21 protein-coding genes are annotated in these 18559 nt (G+C 36.4%); 5 read left to right on the forward strand and 16 right to left on the reverse strand.

The window, feature by feature from the left end:
• Nucleotides 1–25: 25 nt before the first annotated feature.
• Complete coding sequence (locus H0184_RS01925) at nucleotides 26–301, reverse strand: YlbG family protein (RefSeq protein ID WP_045515404.1); 276 nt, start codon at nucleotides 299–301, stop codon at nucleotides 26–28.
• 116 nt (nucleotides 302–417) lie between these two features.
• Between H0184_RS01925 and H0184_RS01930 the strand changes: the two genes are divergently transcribed.
• Nucleotides 418–738: a hypothetical protein gene (locus tag H0184_RS01930; RefSeq protein ID WP_221820265.1), complete on the forward strand. Its 321-nt coding sequence runs from the start codon at nucleotides 418–420 to the stop codon at nucleotides 736–738.
• A gap of 34 nt (nucleotides 739–772) precedes the next feature.
• Here the strand turns inward: H0184_RS01930 and H0184_RS01935 are convergent, their stop codons facing one another.
• The 4 genes from H0184_RS01935 to H0184_RS01950 form a co-directional block, all read right to left on the reverse strand.
• Nucleotides 773–1216, reverse strand: coding sequence for a YlbF/YmcA family competence regulator (locus H0184_RS01935; protein ID WP_221820306.1), 444 nt, complete (start codon nucleotides 1214–1216; stop codon nucleotides 773–775).
• A gap of 58 nt (nucleotides 1217–1274) precedes the next feature.
• Nucleotides 1275–1634 carry a hypothetical protein gene (locus H0184_RS01940; RefSeq protein ID WP_221820307.1) on the reverse strand — a complete coding sequence of 120 codons (360 nt, stop codon included), beginning with the start codon at nucleotides 1632–1634 and terminating at the stop codon, nucleotides 1275–1277.
• 95 nt (nucleotides 1635–1729) lie between these two features.
• Nucleotides 1730–1972, reverse strand: a complete 243-nt coding sequence (locus H0184_RS01945; protein WP_221821258.1) for a YlbE-like family protein — start codon at nucleotides 1970–1972, stop codon at nucleotides 1730–1732.
• A gap of 17 nt (nucleotides 1973–1989) precedes the next feature.
• Nucleotides 1990–2385, reverse strand: a complete 396-nt coding sequence (locus H0184_RS01950) for a YlbD family protein (protein ID WP_260631377.1) — start codon at nucleotides 2383–2385, stop codon at nucleotides 1990–1992.
• A 140-nt stretch (nucleotides 2386–2525) separates the two neighbouring features.
• Between H0184_RS01950 and H0184_RS01955 the strand changes: the two genes are divergently transcribed.
• Entirely contained in the window at nucleotides 2526–3014 is a 489-nt protein-coding gene (locus tag H0184_RS01955) for a PaaI family thioesterase (protein ID WP_221820309.1), read from the forward strand.
• 23 nt (nucleotides 3015–3037) lie between these two features.
• Nucleotides 3038–3406: a hypothetical protein gene (locus tag H0184_RS01960; protein ID WP_221820311.1), complete on the forward strand. Its 369-nt coding sequence runs from the start codon at nucleotides 3038–3040 to the stop codon at nucleotides 3404–3406.
• A 34-nt stretch (nucleotides 3407–3440) separates the two neighbouring features.
• Here the strand turns inward: H0184_RS01960 and H0184_RS01965 are convergent, their stop codons facing one another.
• On the reverse strand, nucleotides 3441–4472 hold the full coding sequence (locus H0184_RS01965; RefSeq protein WP_313771700.1) for a CAP domain-containing protein: 1032 nt from the start codon (nucleotides 4470–4472) through the stop codon (nucleotides 3441–3443).
• Between the two features lie 203 nt (nucleotides 4473–4675).
• A complete protein-coding gene (locus H0184_RS01970; protein WP_221820313.1) occupies nucleotides 4676–5110 on the reverse strand; it encodes a CBS domain-containing protein in 435 nt (144 codons plus the stop codon).
• Nucleotides 5111–5270: 160 nt separating this feature from the next.
• Here H0184_RS01970 and H0184_RS01975 point away from each other — a divergent pair, with 160 nt between their 5' ends.
• Nucleotides 5271–5630: a YugN family protein gene (locus tag H0184_RS01975; protein ID WP_221820315.1), complete on the forward strand. Its 360-nt coding sequence runs from the start codon at nucleotides 5271–5273 to the stop codon at nucleotides 5628–5630.
• A 39-nt stretch (nucleotides 5631–5669) separates the two neighbouring features.
• Here the strand turns inward: H0184_RS01975 and H0184_RS27945 are convergent, their stop codons facing one another.
• The 8 genes from H0184_RS27945 to cyoE all read right to left on the reverse strand — a co-directional run bounded on the left by H0184_RS27945 (nucleotide 5670) and on the right by cyoE (nucleotide 13568).
• Nucleotides 5670–6842 (reverse strand): GNAT family N-acetyltransferase, encoded by a 1173-nt coding sequence (locus H0184_RS27945; protein WP_221820316.1) that lies wholly within the window; start codon nucleotides 6840–6842, stop codon nucleotides 5670–5672.
• Nucleotides 6843–6927: 85 nt separating this feature from the next.
• The gene (locus H0184_RS01985) at nucleotides 6928–7392 is read right to left on the reverse strand and encodes a DUF420 domain-containing protein (protein ID WP_221820318.1); all 465 of its coding nucleotides are present in this window, start codon (nucleotides 7390–7392) and stop codon (nucleotides 6928–6930) included.
• Nucleotides 7393–7487: 95 nt separating this feature from the next.
• Nucleotides 7488–8390 carry a cytochrome c oxidase assembly factor CtaG gene (gene ctaG / locus H0184_RS01990; protein WP_221820320.1) on the reverse strand — a complete coding sequence of 301 codons (903 nt, stop codon included), beginning with the start codon at nucleotides 8388–8390 and terminating at the stop codon, nucleotides 7488–7490.
• Between the two features lie 120 nt (nucleotides 8391–8510).
• Nucleotides 8511–8846, reverse strand: coding sequence for a cytochrome c oxidase subunit IVB (ctaF, locus tag H0184_RS01995; RefSeq protein WP_221820322.1), 336 nt, complete (start codon nucleotides 8844–8846; stop codon nucleotides 8511–8513).
• Nucleotides 8847–8850: 4 nt separating this feature from the next.
• A complete protein-coding gene (locus tag H0184_RS02000; RefSeq protein WP_221820325.1) occupies nucleotides 8851–9480 on the reverse strand; it encodes a cytochrome c oxidase subunit 3 in 630 nt (209 codons plus the stop codon).
• A complete protein-coding gene (ctaD, locus tag H0184_RS02005; RefSeq protein ID WP_221820329.1) occupies nucleotides 9480–11354 on the reverse strand; it encodes a cytochrome c oxidase subunit I in 1875 nt (624 codons plus the stop codon). Before ctaD ends, H0184_RS02000 begins: the two co-directional genes overlap by 1 nt.
• Before the next feature lie 32 nt (nucleotides 11355–11386).
• A complete protein-coding gene (coxB, locus tag H0184_RS02010; RefSeq protein ID WP_221820331.1) occupies nucleotides 11387–12445 on the reverse strand; it encodes a cytochrome c oxidase subunit II in 1059 nt (352 codons plus the stop codon).
• Nucleotides 12446–12629: 184 nt separating this feature from the next.
• The gene (cyoE, locus tag H0184_RS02015) at nucleotides 12630–13568 is read right to left on the reverse strand and encodes a heme o synthase (protein ID WP_221820333.1); all 939 of its coding nucleotides are present in this window, start codon (nucleotides 13566–13568) and stop codon (nucleotides 12630–12632) included.
• Between the two features lie 587 nt (nucleotides 13569–14155).
• Here cyoE and H0184_RS02020 point away from each other — a divergent pair.
• Nucleotides 14156–15061, forward strand: coding sequence for a COX15/CtaA family protein (locus H0184_RS02020; protein ID WP_221820335.1), 906 nt, complete (start codon nucleotides 14156–14158; stop codon nucleotides 15059–15061).
• A 47-nt stretch (nucleotides 15062–15108) separates the two neighbouring features.
• Here the strand turns inward: H0184_RS02020 and pyc are convergent, their stop codons facing one another.
• Nucleotides 15109–18549 carry a pyruvate carboxylase gene (gene pyc / locus H0184_RS02025; protein ID WP_221820337.1) on the reverse strand — a complete coding sequence of 1147 codons (3441 nt, stop codon included), beginning with the start codon at nucleotides 18547–18549 and terminating at the stop codon, nucleotides 15109–15111.
• Nucleotides 18550–18559: the final 10 nt, after the last annotated feature.

Here is an 18559-nt window from a genome sequence, read left to right on the forward strand (position 1 = left end):
GCGCGATTTGCGCTGAAGCTATAAATTAAATTCCCATTTTATAATCATATTCTTTAGCTTTATCTGGTGCAGCGTTTTCAAACTCCATTTTTAAGAAAGGCTTATATGACGGTTCTACTTTCTTAACAAATGAAAAGGAATTTATTTTTTCCATTATCACTTCAAGTTCATCTTGATTACAATACAATACAACATATTTTAACTTTTTTGAAACGTAATGAACATTACCAAAACGTCTTAACATTTTTGCTTGTTTTAAAGAATAGAGCCAAATAACTAAACCTTGCCTTTGAACGAACATACTTTTTTCCCCTTCAATAAACCATCATTTTACTAAGTCTAGCATATTAAAACCCCTTTTTTCAATTCAAACCTGATGATTCCTAAAAAATAACACCAAGGTTAAAGGTGATTGAAATGGATTTAGAGCCCACTTGGCAATTATTTATAAAGCAGCTTACCTTAGATGAGTGCATTTACAAAGCATATTGGAAGAAAATAACTGGAATTCCCTTTCTCTATATACAGATAAACCATGATACACCTCACTCCACTCTTGAAAGTTTGATCAAGAAGTGTTCTGATATCGCTATAAAAGGAAAACGTCTGCATAGCGAAACTGTATTTGTACGGCAGGATGACATGCTGTTTGTCTATCGCCACCGGTTTTATGTACCTCAGGAAAAAATGTTTTGCTGCGGAAATTTGTGCGTAGATTGTACACGGTTAAAAGGGTAAGAAAAATCGGCTTAATGAAAATTAAGCCGATTTTTTACGCTGAGCAACTGCAGCTTCCGCCGCCGCCGCAGCCTGAGCCATGAGAACCTGTATCAAAAAATGGATTCCCTGAAGGAACTTTAATATGTTTTGAAACTGCACCGCCGACTAACATACTAATTTCATCCAGCAGATGCTGCAGGTCATTTTCCGCTAATTTGAACTCAGCTACATGTTGGTCTAAGTCCATTTCCCGTTTGTATTCCCGAATTTGACTCATCACCTTTTTATAATCTGGGTGATATTTACCAAACCGCTGTACCTCTTCATAAAGCTCCTTAAGATTTACAAAACGGCTGATCTTTTCTTGCGTTTCCTTATTATTCTGCATTTTATATAGGCAAATATGATATTGTTCAACAATATCAGATTCTAAAACCATTTGAGCTAATTCCTCAGCATATTCTATTAGTTCTACTCTTTCTGATGTAGCAAGCATGCACGCCCACCTCCATTCACATTTTAACATGAATGAGTATAGAAAGTGAAATAAACTATCATTTAGGGATATTTACCATGAATTCCTTTATTAATCCGTACGGTTCATTTTTCAAGTCTACAACCTCAAGTTTAACTTTATGTTCGCCAGGAGATAAACCTTTAATAATTAAAGCTGCAGAGTTTACTTCTTCCCTTCTTTTTCCATCCAGCCAAATAACAAGCTTCCCTGCTTTTTGACCATTTTGATTTGCTTCCCGGAAGCTGATTCCAGATAATATGCACTCTACATACACATTATTGCCTTTTATGCTGGATTGCACAAAAAATGAAGGGTTTTGGTTTTCATTTTGTTGAAATCCAGTCATAATGACCACTATAAAGATAGATAGAAGGATAACTCCCATGATTCTTTTCAATTCCATCACTCCTTTTACCTGTATTGTTCTCCTCCTTTATTTTTTTAGTCAATATTCTAGTTCCACAACATAAAAAGACCACTATCTAGTGGTCCTCATCCATTTTGGTCTTTCATTGACTGCAGCATATAAAACATCATGGAAGCCATTTGTACATTATTTGTAAATTTCTCTACTTTATGAGGAATTGTCTTTTTATAATAGTGAAGTGATTCTATTTCTAATGTCTGCAGATCATAGGGGTTCCTAGATAGCTTTCGATACCAGAGCGGCTGTTCGCGAATAAATCTTTTTAATTCTTTTTGGCTATTTAGATATTCTAGTACATCTCTTCTCATCGACATTTTCCCTTCTGTTAGTCTTTACGAAATGAAAAAGGATGTCTTGGTTCAACTTTCGGAGATCCTTGTTTAGGTTGACTGCCCTGAAATTGGGATAGGACCCCTTGAATAGCTCCCAAGGCTTGACTTAAGTTATTTACATAATGCTGAATTTGATCAGGGTCCATTTTTTGGACGGAACCTAAGATTGTTGAAATCCAGTCTCCTTTTTTTTCTTCCGCCACTTCAGCACTAGGACTAGTTTTTACCCCTATTGTTTCCCACCGAGTATCTTCTTCCCCAAGAAGATACCAATCCTCATACAACTCCTGCCAAGTAGTATTTCCATTCCGTACTTCTTTAATTAACGCTGGGTTATTTTTCACAAACTCTTTAAATTTAATCACGGAAGGATGTAAATTTTTCTGCATAATACTTCACCCCTGCCTAAATCCAATGTGCCTATTATACGATATGTGCTAAATTAAAAATTGTGAAAAACCTGATGCTGTAAAAATTATATTTATAATGGTAAGATGTCTTCAGTACTAGAAATGAGAGAGGGATTTAGATGAAAAACACATTACAACAACTATTAGATAATTGTATCGAAAAAGGCTCAGACAGTGACCTAAGTGCGCTAGAGTATATATTAAAAGGGCTTGAGAAGAAAATTGACCATAAGTACTCACAATATATTGATGGGCTGCTCCATATGGAAAGGAAAATAGATCGAGAAAAGAAAACCTGCGAAATTACAGTACCATTAAATGTCGTGTGGAATAATTCATTAGATATTGTTCATGGAGGAATCACTGCCACTTTACTTGATACTGTTATGGGGACAGTAATAAATGCCATTCTTCCTGAAGGTTTTGGAGCCGTAACTAATCAACTGAATATCCATTACATTGCTCCTGGTTTAGGTGACACCCTCACTTGTAAGGCTGAAATTATTCATCATGGAAGTAAAACAGTGGTGGTTTCAGGAGAAGCTTTCCGTTCTGATGGAAAAAAAATAGCACATGCTACAGGTACATTTTTTATTATCCAAAAATAGGAGATTTGGGGAGAAGGAACTAAATGGTTACTGCAGTAGTAATACCTATTATCTGCCTTTACTTCTTTTGGATTACTAGAAAAGAAATGAAACTAAACGATAGTAAATGGCTGGCATCTGCTGACGTAATAAAGGAAGCTGTTCTGAGTGGTGAAATAAAAAGTGTTAACATGGAGAAACAACGTTTTTATTATCATCGTTATATACTTGTCTATGAACTTACACTCCAAACGGAAACGAAATTAATAAAAGCAAAAAAAATTATACCGATAAAAAATCATTTTGAGGCCGATACCTTTACAATTGGCGAGGTGGTACGGATATACGGTTCCTGGCAAGGAAATCATTTTCACTTTAATGAATACCATAAGATGAAAGCGGATAAAAAGTAAAAAGGTGACAAATAAGTCACCCTTTTACTTTTTTCTAATCCTCAAATTTTTGAATAAAGTTTTGTGTATAATATTTCTGATAAACGCCAACGCCAAGATGGGTAAAATCCTCATTTAGCAGAGATTCTCGATGGCCTTTGCTGTTTAACCAGCCTTCAGCCACTGCAGGGCCGTCAATGTAATTTGCAGCTATATTCTCTCCTGCAGATTTATAGGCTACCTCAGCTGCCTCTAGTCTGTCAGATAGACTGCCGAACTGCTTTGAGGTATGCGAGAAATCATTGTTGTCTGACATATCCTTACTATGACCATAGGCGACAGCAGATGTATCCTCATCCCATTTTAGCGACTTAACATTATGTCTAATTCGCATTACATTGGTTATATCAAGGATTTCCTTCTCTGTTCCTTGCTCAATTGCTCTCCACATCTCTTCACTTGGTTCAGCTGTTTCAACTAGTTCTCCGCTGTATACTAGTTCATAGGGCCGCTGCTTAATTAAGGTCTCCTCATTTAAAAAACGGACACTTGAAAGGCTGCCGGTAAACTGATCGATATATAGCTGGACAAAAATATCTCCCAATCTAATTAATGGGCGAATATTTAAATCTGTATCATTTAATTCAAAACGATAGGAATTCCCTTTAAATTCGAAGTCTATATTTGTATTAATAGATTGGGTATTAAAAATTTCTTCAATTGGCTGTCCAATTTTAAAGGGCGAAACATCTAAATTTTCACCTATTGCAAATACCGTCACTACTCTCTTATTCTCCACACCAACCTGTACATAACTAGAGTAATCAGAATTATATATATACCATTGGTAGCCATATAAAGATTCATCGATTCTTTGCGGTTCTCCTAATACCCCTTTTAAATAGGTAATATCTTGGCCAACAAGCAAGCCCATACCACTAACTGGACGTACAGCAGAAGTTTTCTCCTGAATATTACTATCCTGATTTTGATATAATGATTTATTCTTTTCTAACGTATGGTCATCAGTAATTAAAACTTCATTATCGCCATTTTCATTTATACTTGCATAAAAACCAATTGTCACGAAAATAGACGCTAGGATGAGGATTCTGAAGAGAGTACGCAGATGTATTCACCCTCTCTATTACATTCTCTTTCATTATATGCTATGTATTAATAATTATATCACCATTACCATTGTTAGTAATAGAGAATATTAAACTTGTCAGAAAAATAAAATTTATGTAAAAAAACAGATACATCATTGAGATGTATCTGTTCTCCCCTTTAATGTTGTACACCATTATAATTTTGCTCAGAGATTTCAGTTAATGCTTCTTTCGCTTGGTCATCAGTAAGTTTTCTTATTGCAAAATCTCCGAGTGAAACAATGCCAATTAATTTATCACCTTCAACAACCGGAAGACGGCGTATTTGATGCTCTGCCATTAATTTGGCTGCCTCTTGACTAGTAGCGTCGGCAGTTATTGTAACAAGTTTACTGCTCATTATATCTTCCACTTTTGTTGATCCAGGATGCTTTTCGGCAACGCCTCGGACGACGATATCACGGTCTGTAATCATACCAACTAGCTTTTCTTCGTCGACAATCGGAATAGCTCCAACATTTAATTCTTTCATTTTAACTGCCACTTCAAAAACATTATCCAACAAAGTACAACACTCTACGTTATCTGTCATGATATCACGAATCTTTTCCATTTCAACGCCCCCAGTATGCATATTCCTTTACATTTTCATAGGATTTCCAAAAAGGGTTGATTTATTCGGTAAGGTATTCATTGCAAGTTTACACATTTTCAACTATTATTAAATTGAATTAATTTGCTTGTTTAGGCATTGTTTCTAGGAGGGACTAATTATGAAATTCGAGAATACTGGCTTGGACCAGATGAAAGCTGATTTAAACCGTTTAGATGATGTGATGCTAGAGTACGGTTTAGTCCGTGAAGGTCAGTGGGATTACGAGCGTGTTACATACGACCGCAAATTTGAATTAAAAGAAGGCGTCTTTTACTTACGAGTTCGCGGCTATGCTATTGAAGGAAATGTTGATTCGCATAAGGCAGTTATTCAGCTCCTGACTCCATTATTAGGGAAGCATTATTATCCTCATGGCGTTGAATATGGCGAAGGCGAAAACTTCCCAACTTCACTAGTAAATCAATGCAAGAAAATTCTTGATGATGTAAAAAAAGAAGTTGAAAAATTTGCTTTATAAAAAAAAAAGGCGCATGAAAATAATTCATGCGCTCTTTTTTTAGAAAAAATCATAAAAATATGGTTTGTGTTTAGGAAATAAAGATTCTAAAACAGCGATTTCTGATTCCTGACCCTTTATTGATCCTATTTCGAATAATTCAGCAGGTCGTTTGTAACCAAATATTAACGCAGTCAATGAATTAATATCCAACCTTACTCCTCTTTTCGGCGGCTGCACACAATTGCTGCCTGGCTTGTCTTTAAACTCCTTTACTTCTCCATTTGAAATGAAATAGCTCCCGTTGTTCCAAGGCGCATATTGATCCTCGAGGTGTATGAAAATATTTTGACTAATATCGTTAAAAGGATATTGCTTTAAGCATTCCGCTGCATTTACGATGCGTGCCATAAAATACGGTGTTACTTCCATCTTTACTTTCGGTTGCTGAAAGGTAAATGGTAACAATTCATGGTTTGAGGTTAGGATACTGACTTTTTCCACCATAGAGTCGTGTTGACAAATAAAATTCCATAATCCACACCTGGCTTCATGCGATAATGCTGCAAACTCTTCAATATCCATTTTACTTTCTTTTACTTCATATAGAATATAACCCTGAGCTTCATTATTGTCGTTGTAATAGACAGCAATCTGCCCATCTCCATAAACGTTATTCTTCCACCATGTTGAATCACGGACAAGCATACCCGTGTATTTTTCACTAAACTGGGTATAAAGGTTTTCTATATCGGTATGATGAGTTTCTTTAGCAAATCGCTTAATGATTCCAGGCTGTTCATTAGTAAATTTAAGATCCTTTTTCTCAATATGAATCTTTTTGTTATCCGTAAATACTTCCCAGCCAAATTTCCGGTAAAAACCAATGTCAAAAGGATGTAATAAGGAAACGATTTGTTCCTCCTCGCGCATCGTCTGCAGGGCATGAATGATTAACTGTTTTACATATCCTTTTCTTCTATACTCTGGATACGTTGCAACACCAGCCAATCCCCCCATTTTCCATCTCTGATCATTGATGAAAATTTGATGAGGAATGATATGAAGCTTTGCCAAAATGCTATTATCCTCCCAAACTCCTATTAGTTTATGCCGTTTTAACATTTCTAATCTAGCGGGAATGGACTCTTCAGGTATTTTATATTGAAAGGCATACATTGAAAGCTTCATTGATTCCAAATAATCTTTTTCATTAAGCTCTTTTATTACCACATTTATCACTCCTCTCCATAATTATTTCTATCTTTAAACAAAAACTCCTCTCTATAAAAGAAAAAAGTGTCTCTTAGAAGACACTTTAAAATCCTAATATTGCTTTAATAACGGAGGTTGTTTCTCCACCATGGAAAAATACATACAACAATAAGTAAACTGCTACACCGGTAATTGCCGTAAAGAACCAAATGACACTTGTAATCGGACCAAGTTTTCTATGTATAGGTAAATTACTTTTATATCCAGTATATAACGAAACAATACCAAAAACAGCTCCAGTGGTTGCTAACGTAATGTGAAAAATTAAAAAAACAGTGTAATAGATTTTCAAGTGTTCCGGACCGCCAAAAGCAGTATTACCGATAAAGATTGTCCTGGAAGCATAAATAATAAAGAAAATCAGAGCAAAAATTCCAGCTAAGAACATAGTCTTTTTGTGCGCTTCTATTTTCCTTTGTTTAATTTGCCACCAGCCTATTGCCACCGTTATGGCACTTAAAACAATGAAAGTCGTACTTATCGTGGGTAAAATAGGTAGGGAATTCATGGAATTAGCCTCACTTTATATATATTTCTACAATAATTTTAGTTTAGTTCCCCAAGTTTTTCAATAAAAAGAAAATCTCCCAGTTCTATGGGAGATTAATCTATCAAAGGTTTTAGGGATTGCTTCATTTCTTTTTCAGAATCTGCTTGATCCTTACGATACCATTCAAAGAAAACATGTCCTAAGATAATACCATACACAATTTCCTGAATAATCTTCATTAATACACCACCAAGTTGTTGATCATGTAATAATGACATCGAACTAAATAATTCTGGACCACTTATATCTAAACCAGAAAACGTTGCCGGTCCCACACAAAGACTCATCACCTGTGCCCAAACTTGGGGATCAGAGTAAGTTGCATAAATAGAACCAGGAGCAAATATAATTAATGCGCAAGCAGGAGTGATTAATATACCATCGGCAAAAATATACCCTACCTTCTTTAGACCACTTAACCTTTGATGCTCTGGTACAGGGTTAATAAGCGGCCACCACATTAATATTGCCACAATAAATAAAAGCAGCGAATATCCTGCATGTAACCAGAAACTTTGCATAACTGTGTCAAAAATCAATGGAATATGGTAGAAAGAAAATAAGCCGTTAAAAACGAATAACGCAATAAGAGGTTTTGTAAAAAATTTAAACAAGGAATCAATTAGGCGTATTTTGAAAAGCTTTCTCCAAATCCAAACCGGTATTCCAAAAATAAAGATTGGCGGTATTACAAGCACCAATACTGCCATGTTAATCATATGCACATAAAACATTAGATGTGCCATTAAATCTAACGGAGATCCTTTAATAGCATAAATCATCAAAATGGATAGTAAAAATAATCCAGCCTGCTTTTTGGTTAATGGCTCACTATCTGCAAATCTGTATCGGAATTTTATTGTTATTAAAAAGTAGATGGCTGTTACCGCTAATAAACATAATAGAAAGTACGGGCTCCAAAGTGCTTTAAAGCCGAATATATCTAATGTAAGCACCGCATATCACCTCTATATTAATAGTTAAATCATAGTTTTATTATATACATAGATAAGTTAAGAGCAAAGAAGCTTCCTTAAAAATAGAAAATCGGCATAACGCCGATTTTCTTTTTACGTTTACCACCAAATAATGGTTGTGAAAGCTAATATAGTGATTAAGCCAACAAGTAAACCTGAATATAGAAACATGGAAGGAGCTTCATGTCCTTTGTGTTTCATGTGCATAAAATAGTAAAGCTGAAAAACGACCTGCACTGCAGCCAAAAGGAGTATAAACGGCACGACAAACCATGCAGATGCTCCTTTCATCGCTACCGCGGCAAAAGCGATTAATGTTAAGAAAATCATTAAGGCAAATGACACCACTTGCTGTTTCATTTCTTCAGCGCTTTTTTTCCTACGATATTCAATGTCTACTCTTGGGTTACCTGAATTTAATTGTGAATTTGCCATCAGTTTATCCCACCATCCCCATTAAATATACTACTGTAAAGATGAATACCCAAACTACGTCAATAAAATGCCAATAAAGACTTGCAACGTAGAATTTAGGAGCATTGTAAAGGTCCAAACCACGGTTGTAATTGCGAACAATTAATGTAGTTATCCACAGTAAACCGAAAGCAACGTGAGCGCCATGGAAACCAACTAATGTGTAAAATGCCGATCCAAACGCACTGCTTGTAAATGTATGATGATACTCATGAACATAATGCGAGAACTCATAAACCTCTAGTGCAAGGAATGCAGCTCCTAGGAGCAGTGTTAGAATTAACCAAAGGTTCATTTTTTTTGCATTAAAATTCTTCATATGATACATAGCATAAACACTTGTTAGTGAACTTGTTAATAACAGCATTGTAGCAACAAAGGTCAATGGCAAGTCAAACAAATCTTTTGCTAATGTATGTGTCGTATCAGGTACTTTGTCCTTTAATGCAAGGTAGGTAGCAAAGAGTGAAGCAAACAGCACTGTCTCTCCACCAAGGAAGAACCAAAAGCCTAAAAATTTATTTTTTGCTTCAAGGGTTGATTTTTCAGGCTCAGCAGGCCATGTTTCATGTGTTAACTTTTCTTCTGCGTGCATTATGCCTTAACCCCCTTATCGTTATCATCTTCCATTAATTCTTCTTTATGAATATGGAAACCATGGTCATCCTTAACAGAACGTAAGAACATAGCACCAAATGTAATCAATAAACCAATGATAATTACTGGCACTGACCATGCCTTATCATCCATGTTAAACAATGCACCGAACGCAGCAACAAATAATCCAAATGCAATCACAAATGGCAGGAACGATGAATTAGGCATGTGAATATCTCCTAGTGGTTCTGCAGGAGTCATCCCTTTTTTACCTTCCATTTTCTCTAACCAGTATGCATCCAATCCACGTACAAGTGGAAGCTGTTTAAAGTTATAGAATGGCGGTGGTGAAGGAAGTGCCCACTCGAGTGTTCTTCCATCTCCCCATGGATCATTTCCAACTTTAACATTTTTCACTGAAGTCATGATTATGTTGTAAAGCATAACGATAACCGCTAAGGACATAAATACAGCCCCAATAGAGCTAATTAAGTTTGAAGTTTCGAACCCTTGACCTGGTAAATATGTGAATACACGACGCGGCATACCCCAAAGACCAAGAAAATGTTGAATAAAGAATGTCATATGGAAACCGATGAAAAACAACCAGAATGTAATTTTCCCTAATGTTTCATTTAACATTGTCCCAAACATTTTTGGCCAATATAGGTGGGTACCAGCAAAGATTGCAAATACAACGCCTCCAACAATAACGTAGTGGAAGTGTGCTACAACGAAATACGTATCGTGGTACTGATAATCAGCTGCTGCTGCTGCAAGCATTACTCCAGTTACCCCACCTGCAAGAAACGAAGGAATAAATGCCAAGGCCCAATGCATTGGAGTAGTAAATTTTACACTGCCTCCCCAAATGGTAAATAGCCAGTTGAAAATTTTAATACCAGTTGGAACACCAATTGCCATTGTTGCAACAGCGAAAATCGCATTGGCAACAGGTCCTAAACCTGTTGTAAACATATGGTGTGCCCATACCATGAAGCCCAAGAAGCCTATTAATACAGTCGCAAAAACCATTGAAGAATATCCAAACAAACGTTTTCTAGAAAACATCGGGAATATTTCCGAGAAAATCCCAAAAGCGGGAAGTATCAAGATGTAAACTTCTGGATGTCCGAAAATCCAGAATAAATGCTCCCAGATTACAGTATTACCACCCATTGTTGTAACAAAGAAGTTTGATCCAAACATACGGTCAAACATCATTAATACTAAACCGACAGTTAGTGGTGGAAATGCGAATAAAATAAGTGCAGAAGTGACAAAGGTAGTCCATGTAAATAATGGCATCCTCATATACGTCATTCCTGGAGCACGCATATTAATAATCGTTACTAGGAAGTTAATACCACCAATCAACGTCCCAAGTCCTGATATCTGTAAACCCAAAACATAGAAATCGACACCGTGCCCTTTTGAGGCCATGGCAAGAGACGCATAAGATGTCCAACCAGCATCAGGTGCCCCGTCAAAAAACCAAGAAAGGTTTAGAAAAACTCCTCCGAAGAAGAATAACCAAAATCCTAATGCATTGACAAATGGAAATGCAACGTCACGCGCTCCAATTTGTAATGGCATTACCGCATTCATAAAAGCAAACACGAGCGGCATGGCTGCAAGGAAGATCATCGTTGTTCCATGCATGGTTATAATTTCATTAAATAATCCTGCACTGACAAAATCATTATTTGGTACTGCAAGCTGGATACGGATAAAAACTGCCTCTAGTCCGCCGACTACGAAGAAAAATCCACCTGCAATAAGATATAGGATGGCGATTTTTTTATGGTCAACTGTTGTTAAATAGTCCCATAAAGTCGCGCCAAATCCCTTTTTTTGTGCGTAGGTACTCACGCTTTTTACCTCCCTTTCTACCAATTCCCCTATTATTCCTGGACCTTTAATTCCATTAGGTATGCTGTTAAAGCATCAAGTTGTTCTTCACTTAATTGCGGATATTTACCAGTCATTAAATTTCCTGGCTTGTATTTCTCAGGAGTACGCAACCAATTTTTTAATTCTTCTTCATTATGGTCTAATACACCCGCAATACGAGATCGTTCTCCAAAGTTCGTTAAGTTTGGAGCAAGTCTTGCTTCAGGTGGAGCAGCATTTGAAGGTGTAACAGCATGACAGCTTACACAACTTTTATTGAAGATTTCTTGACCTTCCTGAGCTAAATCAGTTTTAGCTTGGACTGGTTTTTCAACATCTTTCATTGCCGCTGCCCAGCCATCAAAATCATCACGGCTCATTGTTTTAACTTTAAAGTCCATTAATGCATGTGATGGTCCACAAAGCTCTGCACACTTACCATAGAATAGATTTCCAGCTTCATCAGCTTTAGCGCTGTCAAACTCTAACCAAAACTTATTAACATTCTCTGTATTGGTATCAAGCTTACCACCTACAGCAGGAACCCAAAATGAATGTTTAACATCTGAAGAAATTAAATTAAAGTATACCTTTTCATCAGTAGGAACGACTAAATCTTGACCAGTCACAATTCCTTGACCAGGGTATTCAAATTCCCACCAATATAAATTAGAGCGTACGTTGATAACAAGTGCGTCTGAGTCTTTTTTATCCATTTCCTTTACATCTGCCAATTTAAATGTAGCAGAAACGGTTGGTACTGCTAAAAGCAATAGTAATAATATAGGTATAACAGTCCAAATAATTTCTAGTTTGTGACTTCCTTCTACTTGTTTTGGTATCTTTTCATCTTTACGTCTGAACTTAAACATAACGATAAAGAAGATTACCATTACTACTACAATAACTCCTACCATAATCAATGTACTTAGTTTCATCAGATCATATTGAATGTCTGCAACTTCACCAGCAGGCCTTAACGTCGATAGGAACGGTTCGCCACATCCTGAAAGGATAAGCGAAAGAATCGCAAATATCGAGATCAAACGCCATTTTGCAAGCCTTTTCATAGCTAAATCATACCCCTCTTTCGCTAAATGATTTCTTAAATTATCTGTGATCAAAAATGTATGTAGTATTATTCTTTCTTAAATATTTTAGGAAACTCGGAGGCTTATTAAAAATAATAATAACCTCCGATTTTTTCACCTTAAGGATAGTTATATTTCCCTTAACTAAGAAAGAACATCCAAGCTAAACCAATGTAACAATGACCATTGCAACAAAAATAATCGTTAAATATTGCAATGAGTACACAAACATCAATTTTGCCCACTTAATATCATCTTTGATCTTATATCCATAAATCCCTAATACAAGCCAACCGATATTTAATACAGTTGCCAAAATTAGAAATGGGATTCCTAATGAAGTAAGTAATAAAGGTGTCGGCAGTAATGCTGCTACCCATATTAAGATGTGTTTCTTGGTTGTTTTAAACCCCTTCACTACTGGAAGCATTGGTATACCCGCAGCTCTATATTCTTCTACCCTTCTCATTGCAAGGGAATAAAAATGCGGCGGCTGCCAAATAAACATAATAATAAATAAAGCCCAAGCAATCATATCAAGATTTCCGTCTATTGCTGCCCACCCTATTAATGGTGGTACTGCACCAGAAATACTGCCTATTATTGTATTTGAGACTAATTGTCTTTTAGACCATAAGGTGTACAGAACAACATAACTAAAAACCCCAAGCAGTCCGATTACTGTTGCAGTTAAGGTAGTAAACAATAGAAATATTGTACCTATGGCAATCAAGAAAATTCCCAATCCAAGTACCTTTGAAGGAACGATTTTCCCCGTTACCGTAGGTCTAGCTTTCGTTCTTTCCATTAGAGGGTCGATATCACGATCAACATAATTATTAATGCAGCATGAGCCTGCAATAATAAGAGAGGAACCAATTACGGTATATAAAACGATATCTAAGTTATTCAGAAAACTCTGACCGCTAAAATGGAGAGCCAGCCATAAGCCAGTAAAAGTGGTAATAAGATTTGAATTAACAATCCCAATCTTAATAAGTGCCATAAAGTCTTTCCACATTGTTGATTTTTCTATTTGTGAATTAAGCCCAGTTGAGCTGCTGTCAATCGCTGCTTCACCGTATGCCTTTGTATTTGGCATCTTTCCCCCTCCTAAATTTGTTATAAACATTATTATAAACCTGATAGATAACTTTACCAAATTATAATAGTTATTTAAAAGCTATTATTATTTTATAATACTGTTACTTATACAACACTTTCTCTGTATATTAAATCACACTTTGTTGCATTTTTGTGAACTTTTTTTGAATAATTTTTGTCTAAATTGTGTCCGCTGGTATTTAATAACCATTATACTATATTTTTGAATCGTTAGATAATAAAATACACTCTATTTTAAGTATAACTATAATAATTCCTATGTGTTATAGACAACAATCATGTAATTATACCTTGTTATATATAAGAAAATTTTTACCTATCTATATATTTCTAACAGACACATATCTATTTAGCAATAGTTTTCACTATAATAATAGTGAAAACTAAAAGTTATCCATACATCAAATTTTTTTTAAAGTAAACCAAAAATTTAAGTTTTTATTCTGTTCTTTTTCTTATGTTTTCGTTATGATAAGTAAGTACTTTTATCGTTTCATATTCCAAATCATTATACTTACAAAATATCTAATAATTTTGTTAACATTTATTTAAGAAGGTGATTACTTGCAACGTTCTTTAAAGTGGTTAGCAGTAGCAACTACTATTGGAATGATATTAGTATTACTAGGGGGAGCCCTTGTAACAAAAACGGAATCAGGTATGGGGTGCGGGAGATCTTGGCCATTATGTAATGGTGAGTTCGTTCCAACGGAGATAACAGCCGAATTAGTCATTGAACTTGCCCATAGACTTGTGTCTGGATCAGTCGGTTTTTTGGTGTTGATTTTATCCATTTGGTCTTGGAAGGTAATCGGGCACATCAGGGAAACAAAATTCCTATCCTTTCTTTCTTTTTTCTTTTTGTTATTACAAGGGTTAATAGGAGCAGCTGCTGTTATTTGGGAACAGTCTGACTTTATCCTCGCTCTGCACTTTGGCATATCTCTTATTTCCTTTGCCGCTGTATTGCTGCTTACCTTATTGATTTTTGAAGTTGATAAAAAGTTTGATGCAGATAAACTGGTAATCGATAAGAAAATGGGCTTTCATATTATCTCTATTTCCATTTATAGCTACTTTGTTATTTATACAGGAGCACTAGTCCGTCATACTGAATCAAGTTTAGTCTGCCGTGATTGGCCATTATGTATCAATGACAGCCCCGCGCTTCCAAGTAATCTATATGAATGGGTTCAGATGGGACATCGTGCTGCTGCAGGACTTATTTTCATTTGGATTGGGTATGTAACTTACTTAGCAGTAAAAAATTATCGCAGCCAAAAAGTTATTTATTGGGGTTGGATTATTGCATTTACTTTAGTATCTCTCCAAGTTTTATCTGGTGCACTTGTTATTTTTACCCGATTAAATCTCTTTATTGCTTTAATGCACGCTTTATTTATTACCTGTTTATTCGGTGTTCTAAGTTATTTTCTATTTTTACTTTCGCGGTCTAGGAAGAAAAAGTAAAAATAAAAAAGTTGCCATTATCATTATTGGCAACTTTTTTATTCTATTTACTTTTCTAATTCAAGGAGCAAATCTCCGGTTTGGATAGTATCCTCATTTTTCACATAAATATCTTTTACTACTCCTGAAAAAGGAGCTTGGACGGTTGTTTCCATTTTCATAGCCTCCGTAATCATGAGATGGTCACCCCGTTCCACTCTTTCTCCTTTTTCCACCAATACTTTTATAACTGTTCCAGGCATTGACGCGGCAATATGCTTTTCATTCTTAGGGTCTGCTTTTAATCTAGATAATATGGCTGCTTTAATACTTTCATCTTTGATATTTACTTCACGCGGCTGTCCATTTAGTTCAAAATACACAACACGCGTACCGTCCGCTTGCGGCTGACCAATCGAAACAAGTTTTACAATAAGTGTTTTTCCCGTTTCAATCTCTACTTCGATTTCTTCGCCTAGGCGCAGCCCATAAAGGAAAGTTGGTGTATCTAAGAAAGAGATATTTCCATATTGGTCCACCGTATTTAAGTACTCTTTAAATACCTTTGGATATAGTGCAAAAGAAATTAAATCAACATCCGAAACGTCTCTTCCAAAATCTCTATTTAATTCTTCTTTTAATTTTGAAAAATTCACCTCAGGCAATAACTCTCCTGGACGAACCTCCAAAGCCTTTTTACCTTTTAATATTACACTCTGAAGTTTCTCAGGAAATCCTTGATGAGGCTGGCCAAGATAACCTTGGAACAATTCAACTACAGAATCCGGGAAGTCAAGCGAATCTCCGCTATTAAGAACATCATTTTCTGATAGATTATTTTGTACCATAAAGAGTGCCATATCACCGACAACTTTAGATGATGGCGTTACCTTAACGATATCACCAAACATGTGATTGACCCTCGTGTACATTTGCTTGACCTCATCCCAGCGGTCGCCCAGCCCAACACCTTTTGCTTGTTGTTGAAGATTACTATATTGTCCTCCCGGCATTTCATGCTGGTATACTTCTGAATGGGGTGCAACCATTCCACTTTCAAAATCTTGATAATATTTTCGAACATCCTCCCAATAATAGGAAAGCTGTTCAAGAGCATTAATATTTATATTTGGTTTCCTATCTTTGCCTTCTAATGCATAATAAAGTGAATTTGCACTTGGTTGTGAAGTAAGCCCCGCCATTGAACTTAAAGCGGTATCCACAATATCTACTCCACCGTCAATGGCACGTGCGCAGGTGAAGATACCGTTTCCACTTGTATCATGAGTATGAAGATGAATCGGTATATCAACACTCTCTTTTAATTCTGAAATTAGCACGTATGCAGCTTCGGGTTTTAATAGGCCGGCCATATCTTTAATTCCTAATATATGTGCTCCTTGATTTTCTAGTTCTTTTGCAAGCATCTTATAATAGTTCAAATCATACTTTACTCTCGTTTTATCAAGGATATCACCAGTATAACAAATTGCAGCTTCTGCTATTTTCCCACTATCTCGTACAGCTTCAATGGCAATTTCCATCCCAGGCACCCAATTTAAACTGTCAAAGACTCTAAAAACATCGATGCCTTCGTCCGCAGATTTTCTAACAAATTCACGGATTAGGTTGTCTGGATAATTCTTATAGCCAACTGCATTAGAACCGCGGATTAACATTTGAAACAGAACATTCGGAATTTTTTTTCGAAGTGTCTGCAATCTTTCCCATGGATCTTCTTTTAAAAAGCGATAGGCGACATCAAAGGTTGCTCCTCCCCACATCTCAAAGGAAAACAGGTTGGGCATCAGCTTTGCAGCAGGCTCAGCAATATGCAAGATATCCGTTGTTCTTACCCTTGTTGCCAATAAAGATTGATGTGCGTCTCTAAATGTCGTATCCGTTAATAATACCTGCTTTTGATCCTTTATCCATTGAACAAGACCTTCTGCACCTTCCTGGTTCAGTATTTGTTTTGTCCCCTCTTGATAAGGCAGGTCATATTTTATTTTTGGGATACGCGGTTTAGAGAATACAGGTCTTTTCTTTTTCTCAATACCTGGGAAGCCATTCACCGTCACATTACCAATATACGAAAGCATCTTGGTCCCGCGGTCCTTGCTGACTGGAAATACGAATAATTCAGGTGTTGTATCAATAAATGAAGTATCGTACTCTCCCCTTCTAAACTTCTCATGCCTCACTACATTTTCAAGGAAAGGAATATTCGTTTTAATTCCACGAATTCTAAACTCGCGTAAGTTTCGAACCATTTTCGAGGAAGCTTGTTCAAAGGTTAATGCCCATGTAGAAAGCTTCACAAGTAAGGAATCATAATATGGCGTGATGACAGCCCCTTGAAATCCATTTCCTGCGTCAAGACGAACGCCAAATCCTCCACCAGAGCGATATGCCATGATTTTACCGGTATCAGGCATAAAATTATTAAGAGGGTCTTCTGTGGTAACACGTGACTGGATGGCAAAACCGTTAATCCTAATCTCTTCCTGTGGAGGAATTCCAACTATCGGGCTGTGCAATTCCTGCCCTTCGGCAACTAAAATTTGTGTATGTACAATATCAATTCCAGTTACCATTTCTGTTACTGTATGTTCAACTTGAATCCTTGGGTTTACTTCTATGAAGTAAAAATCCTGCCCTGAAACTAGAAATTCGACTGTACCAGCATTTAAGTAATTCACATTTCTCATTAATTTAACTGCCGCAGAACATATTTTCTCACGAAGGTTATTGGATATCGAAACACTTGGGGCTACTTCAACTACCTTTTGATGCCGCCGTTGTACAGAGCAATCTCTGTCATATAAATGAACAATGTTTCCAGATTTATCGCCAAATATTTGAACTTCAATATGTTTTGGTTTCTCAATTAACTTTTCAAGATAGACCTCGTCACTGCCAAAGGCAGCCTTTGCTTCTGATTTAGCACGGTCAAATGCTTCTTGCATTTCTTCCTGTCTTTTTACAATCCTCATTCCACGTCCGCCGCCGCCAAGGGCTGCTTTAATAATAATCGGAAAACCATGATTCAAGGTGAAATCCTCGACCTCTTCAATATTGACGACTGGCCCATCGGTGCCTGGAATAACCGGGATTCCTGCCAATTCTGCCTGTTTTCTAGCTTTAACCTTATCACCAAACATATCCAAATGTCTGGATGTTGGTCCGATAAAGATAATTCCTTCTTCTTCACAGCGTTTAGCAAAATGGATGTTTTCTGATAAAAAACCATAACCCGGATGAATGGCATTTGCACCGCTAAACTTAGCAATTTCAATGATTCCATCAATGTCTAAATAGGCATCAATTGGTTTCTTCCCTTCACCAACTAAGTAGGCTTCATCTGCTTTATAGCGATGATACGCTCCTGTATCTTCCCTGGAATAGATTGCAACGGTTTTGATATTTAATTCGGTACAAGCCCGAAATACACGAATTGCAATTTCACCTCGGTTTGCAACTAATACTTTGTTGATTTGTCTCGTCATTCTAAGCACC

Origin of the sequence: Neobacillus niacini (assembly GCF_019749295.1) — a bacterium.
Taxonomy (GTDB): Bacteria; Bacillota; Bacilli; order Bacillales; family Cytobacillaceae; genus Neobacillus; species Neobacillus niacini_D.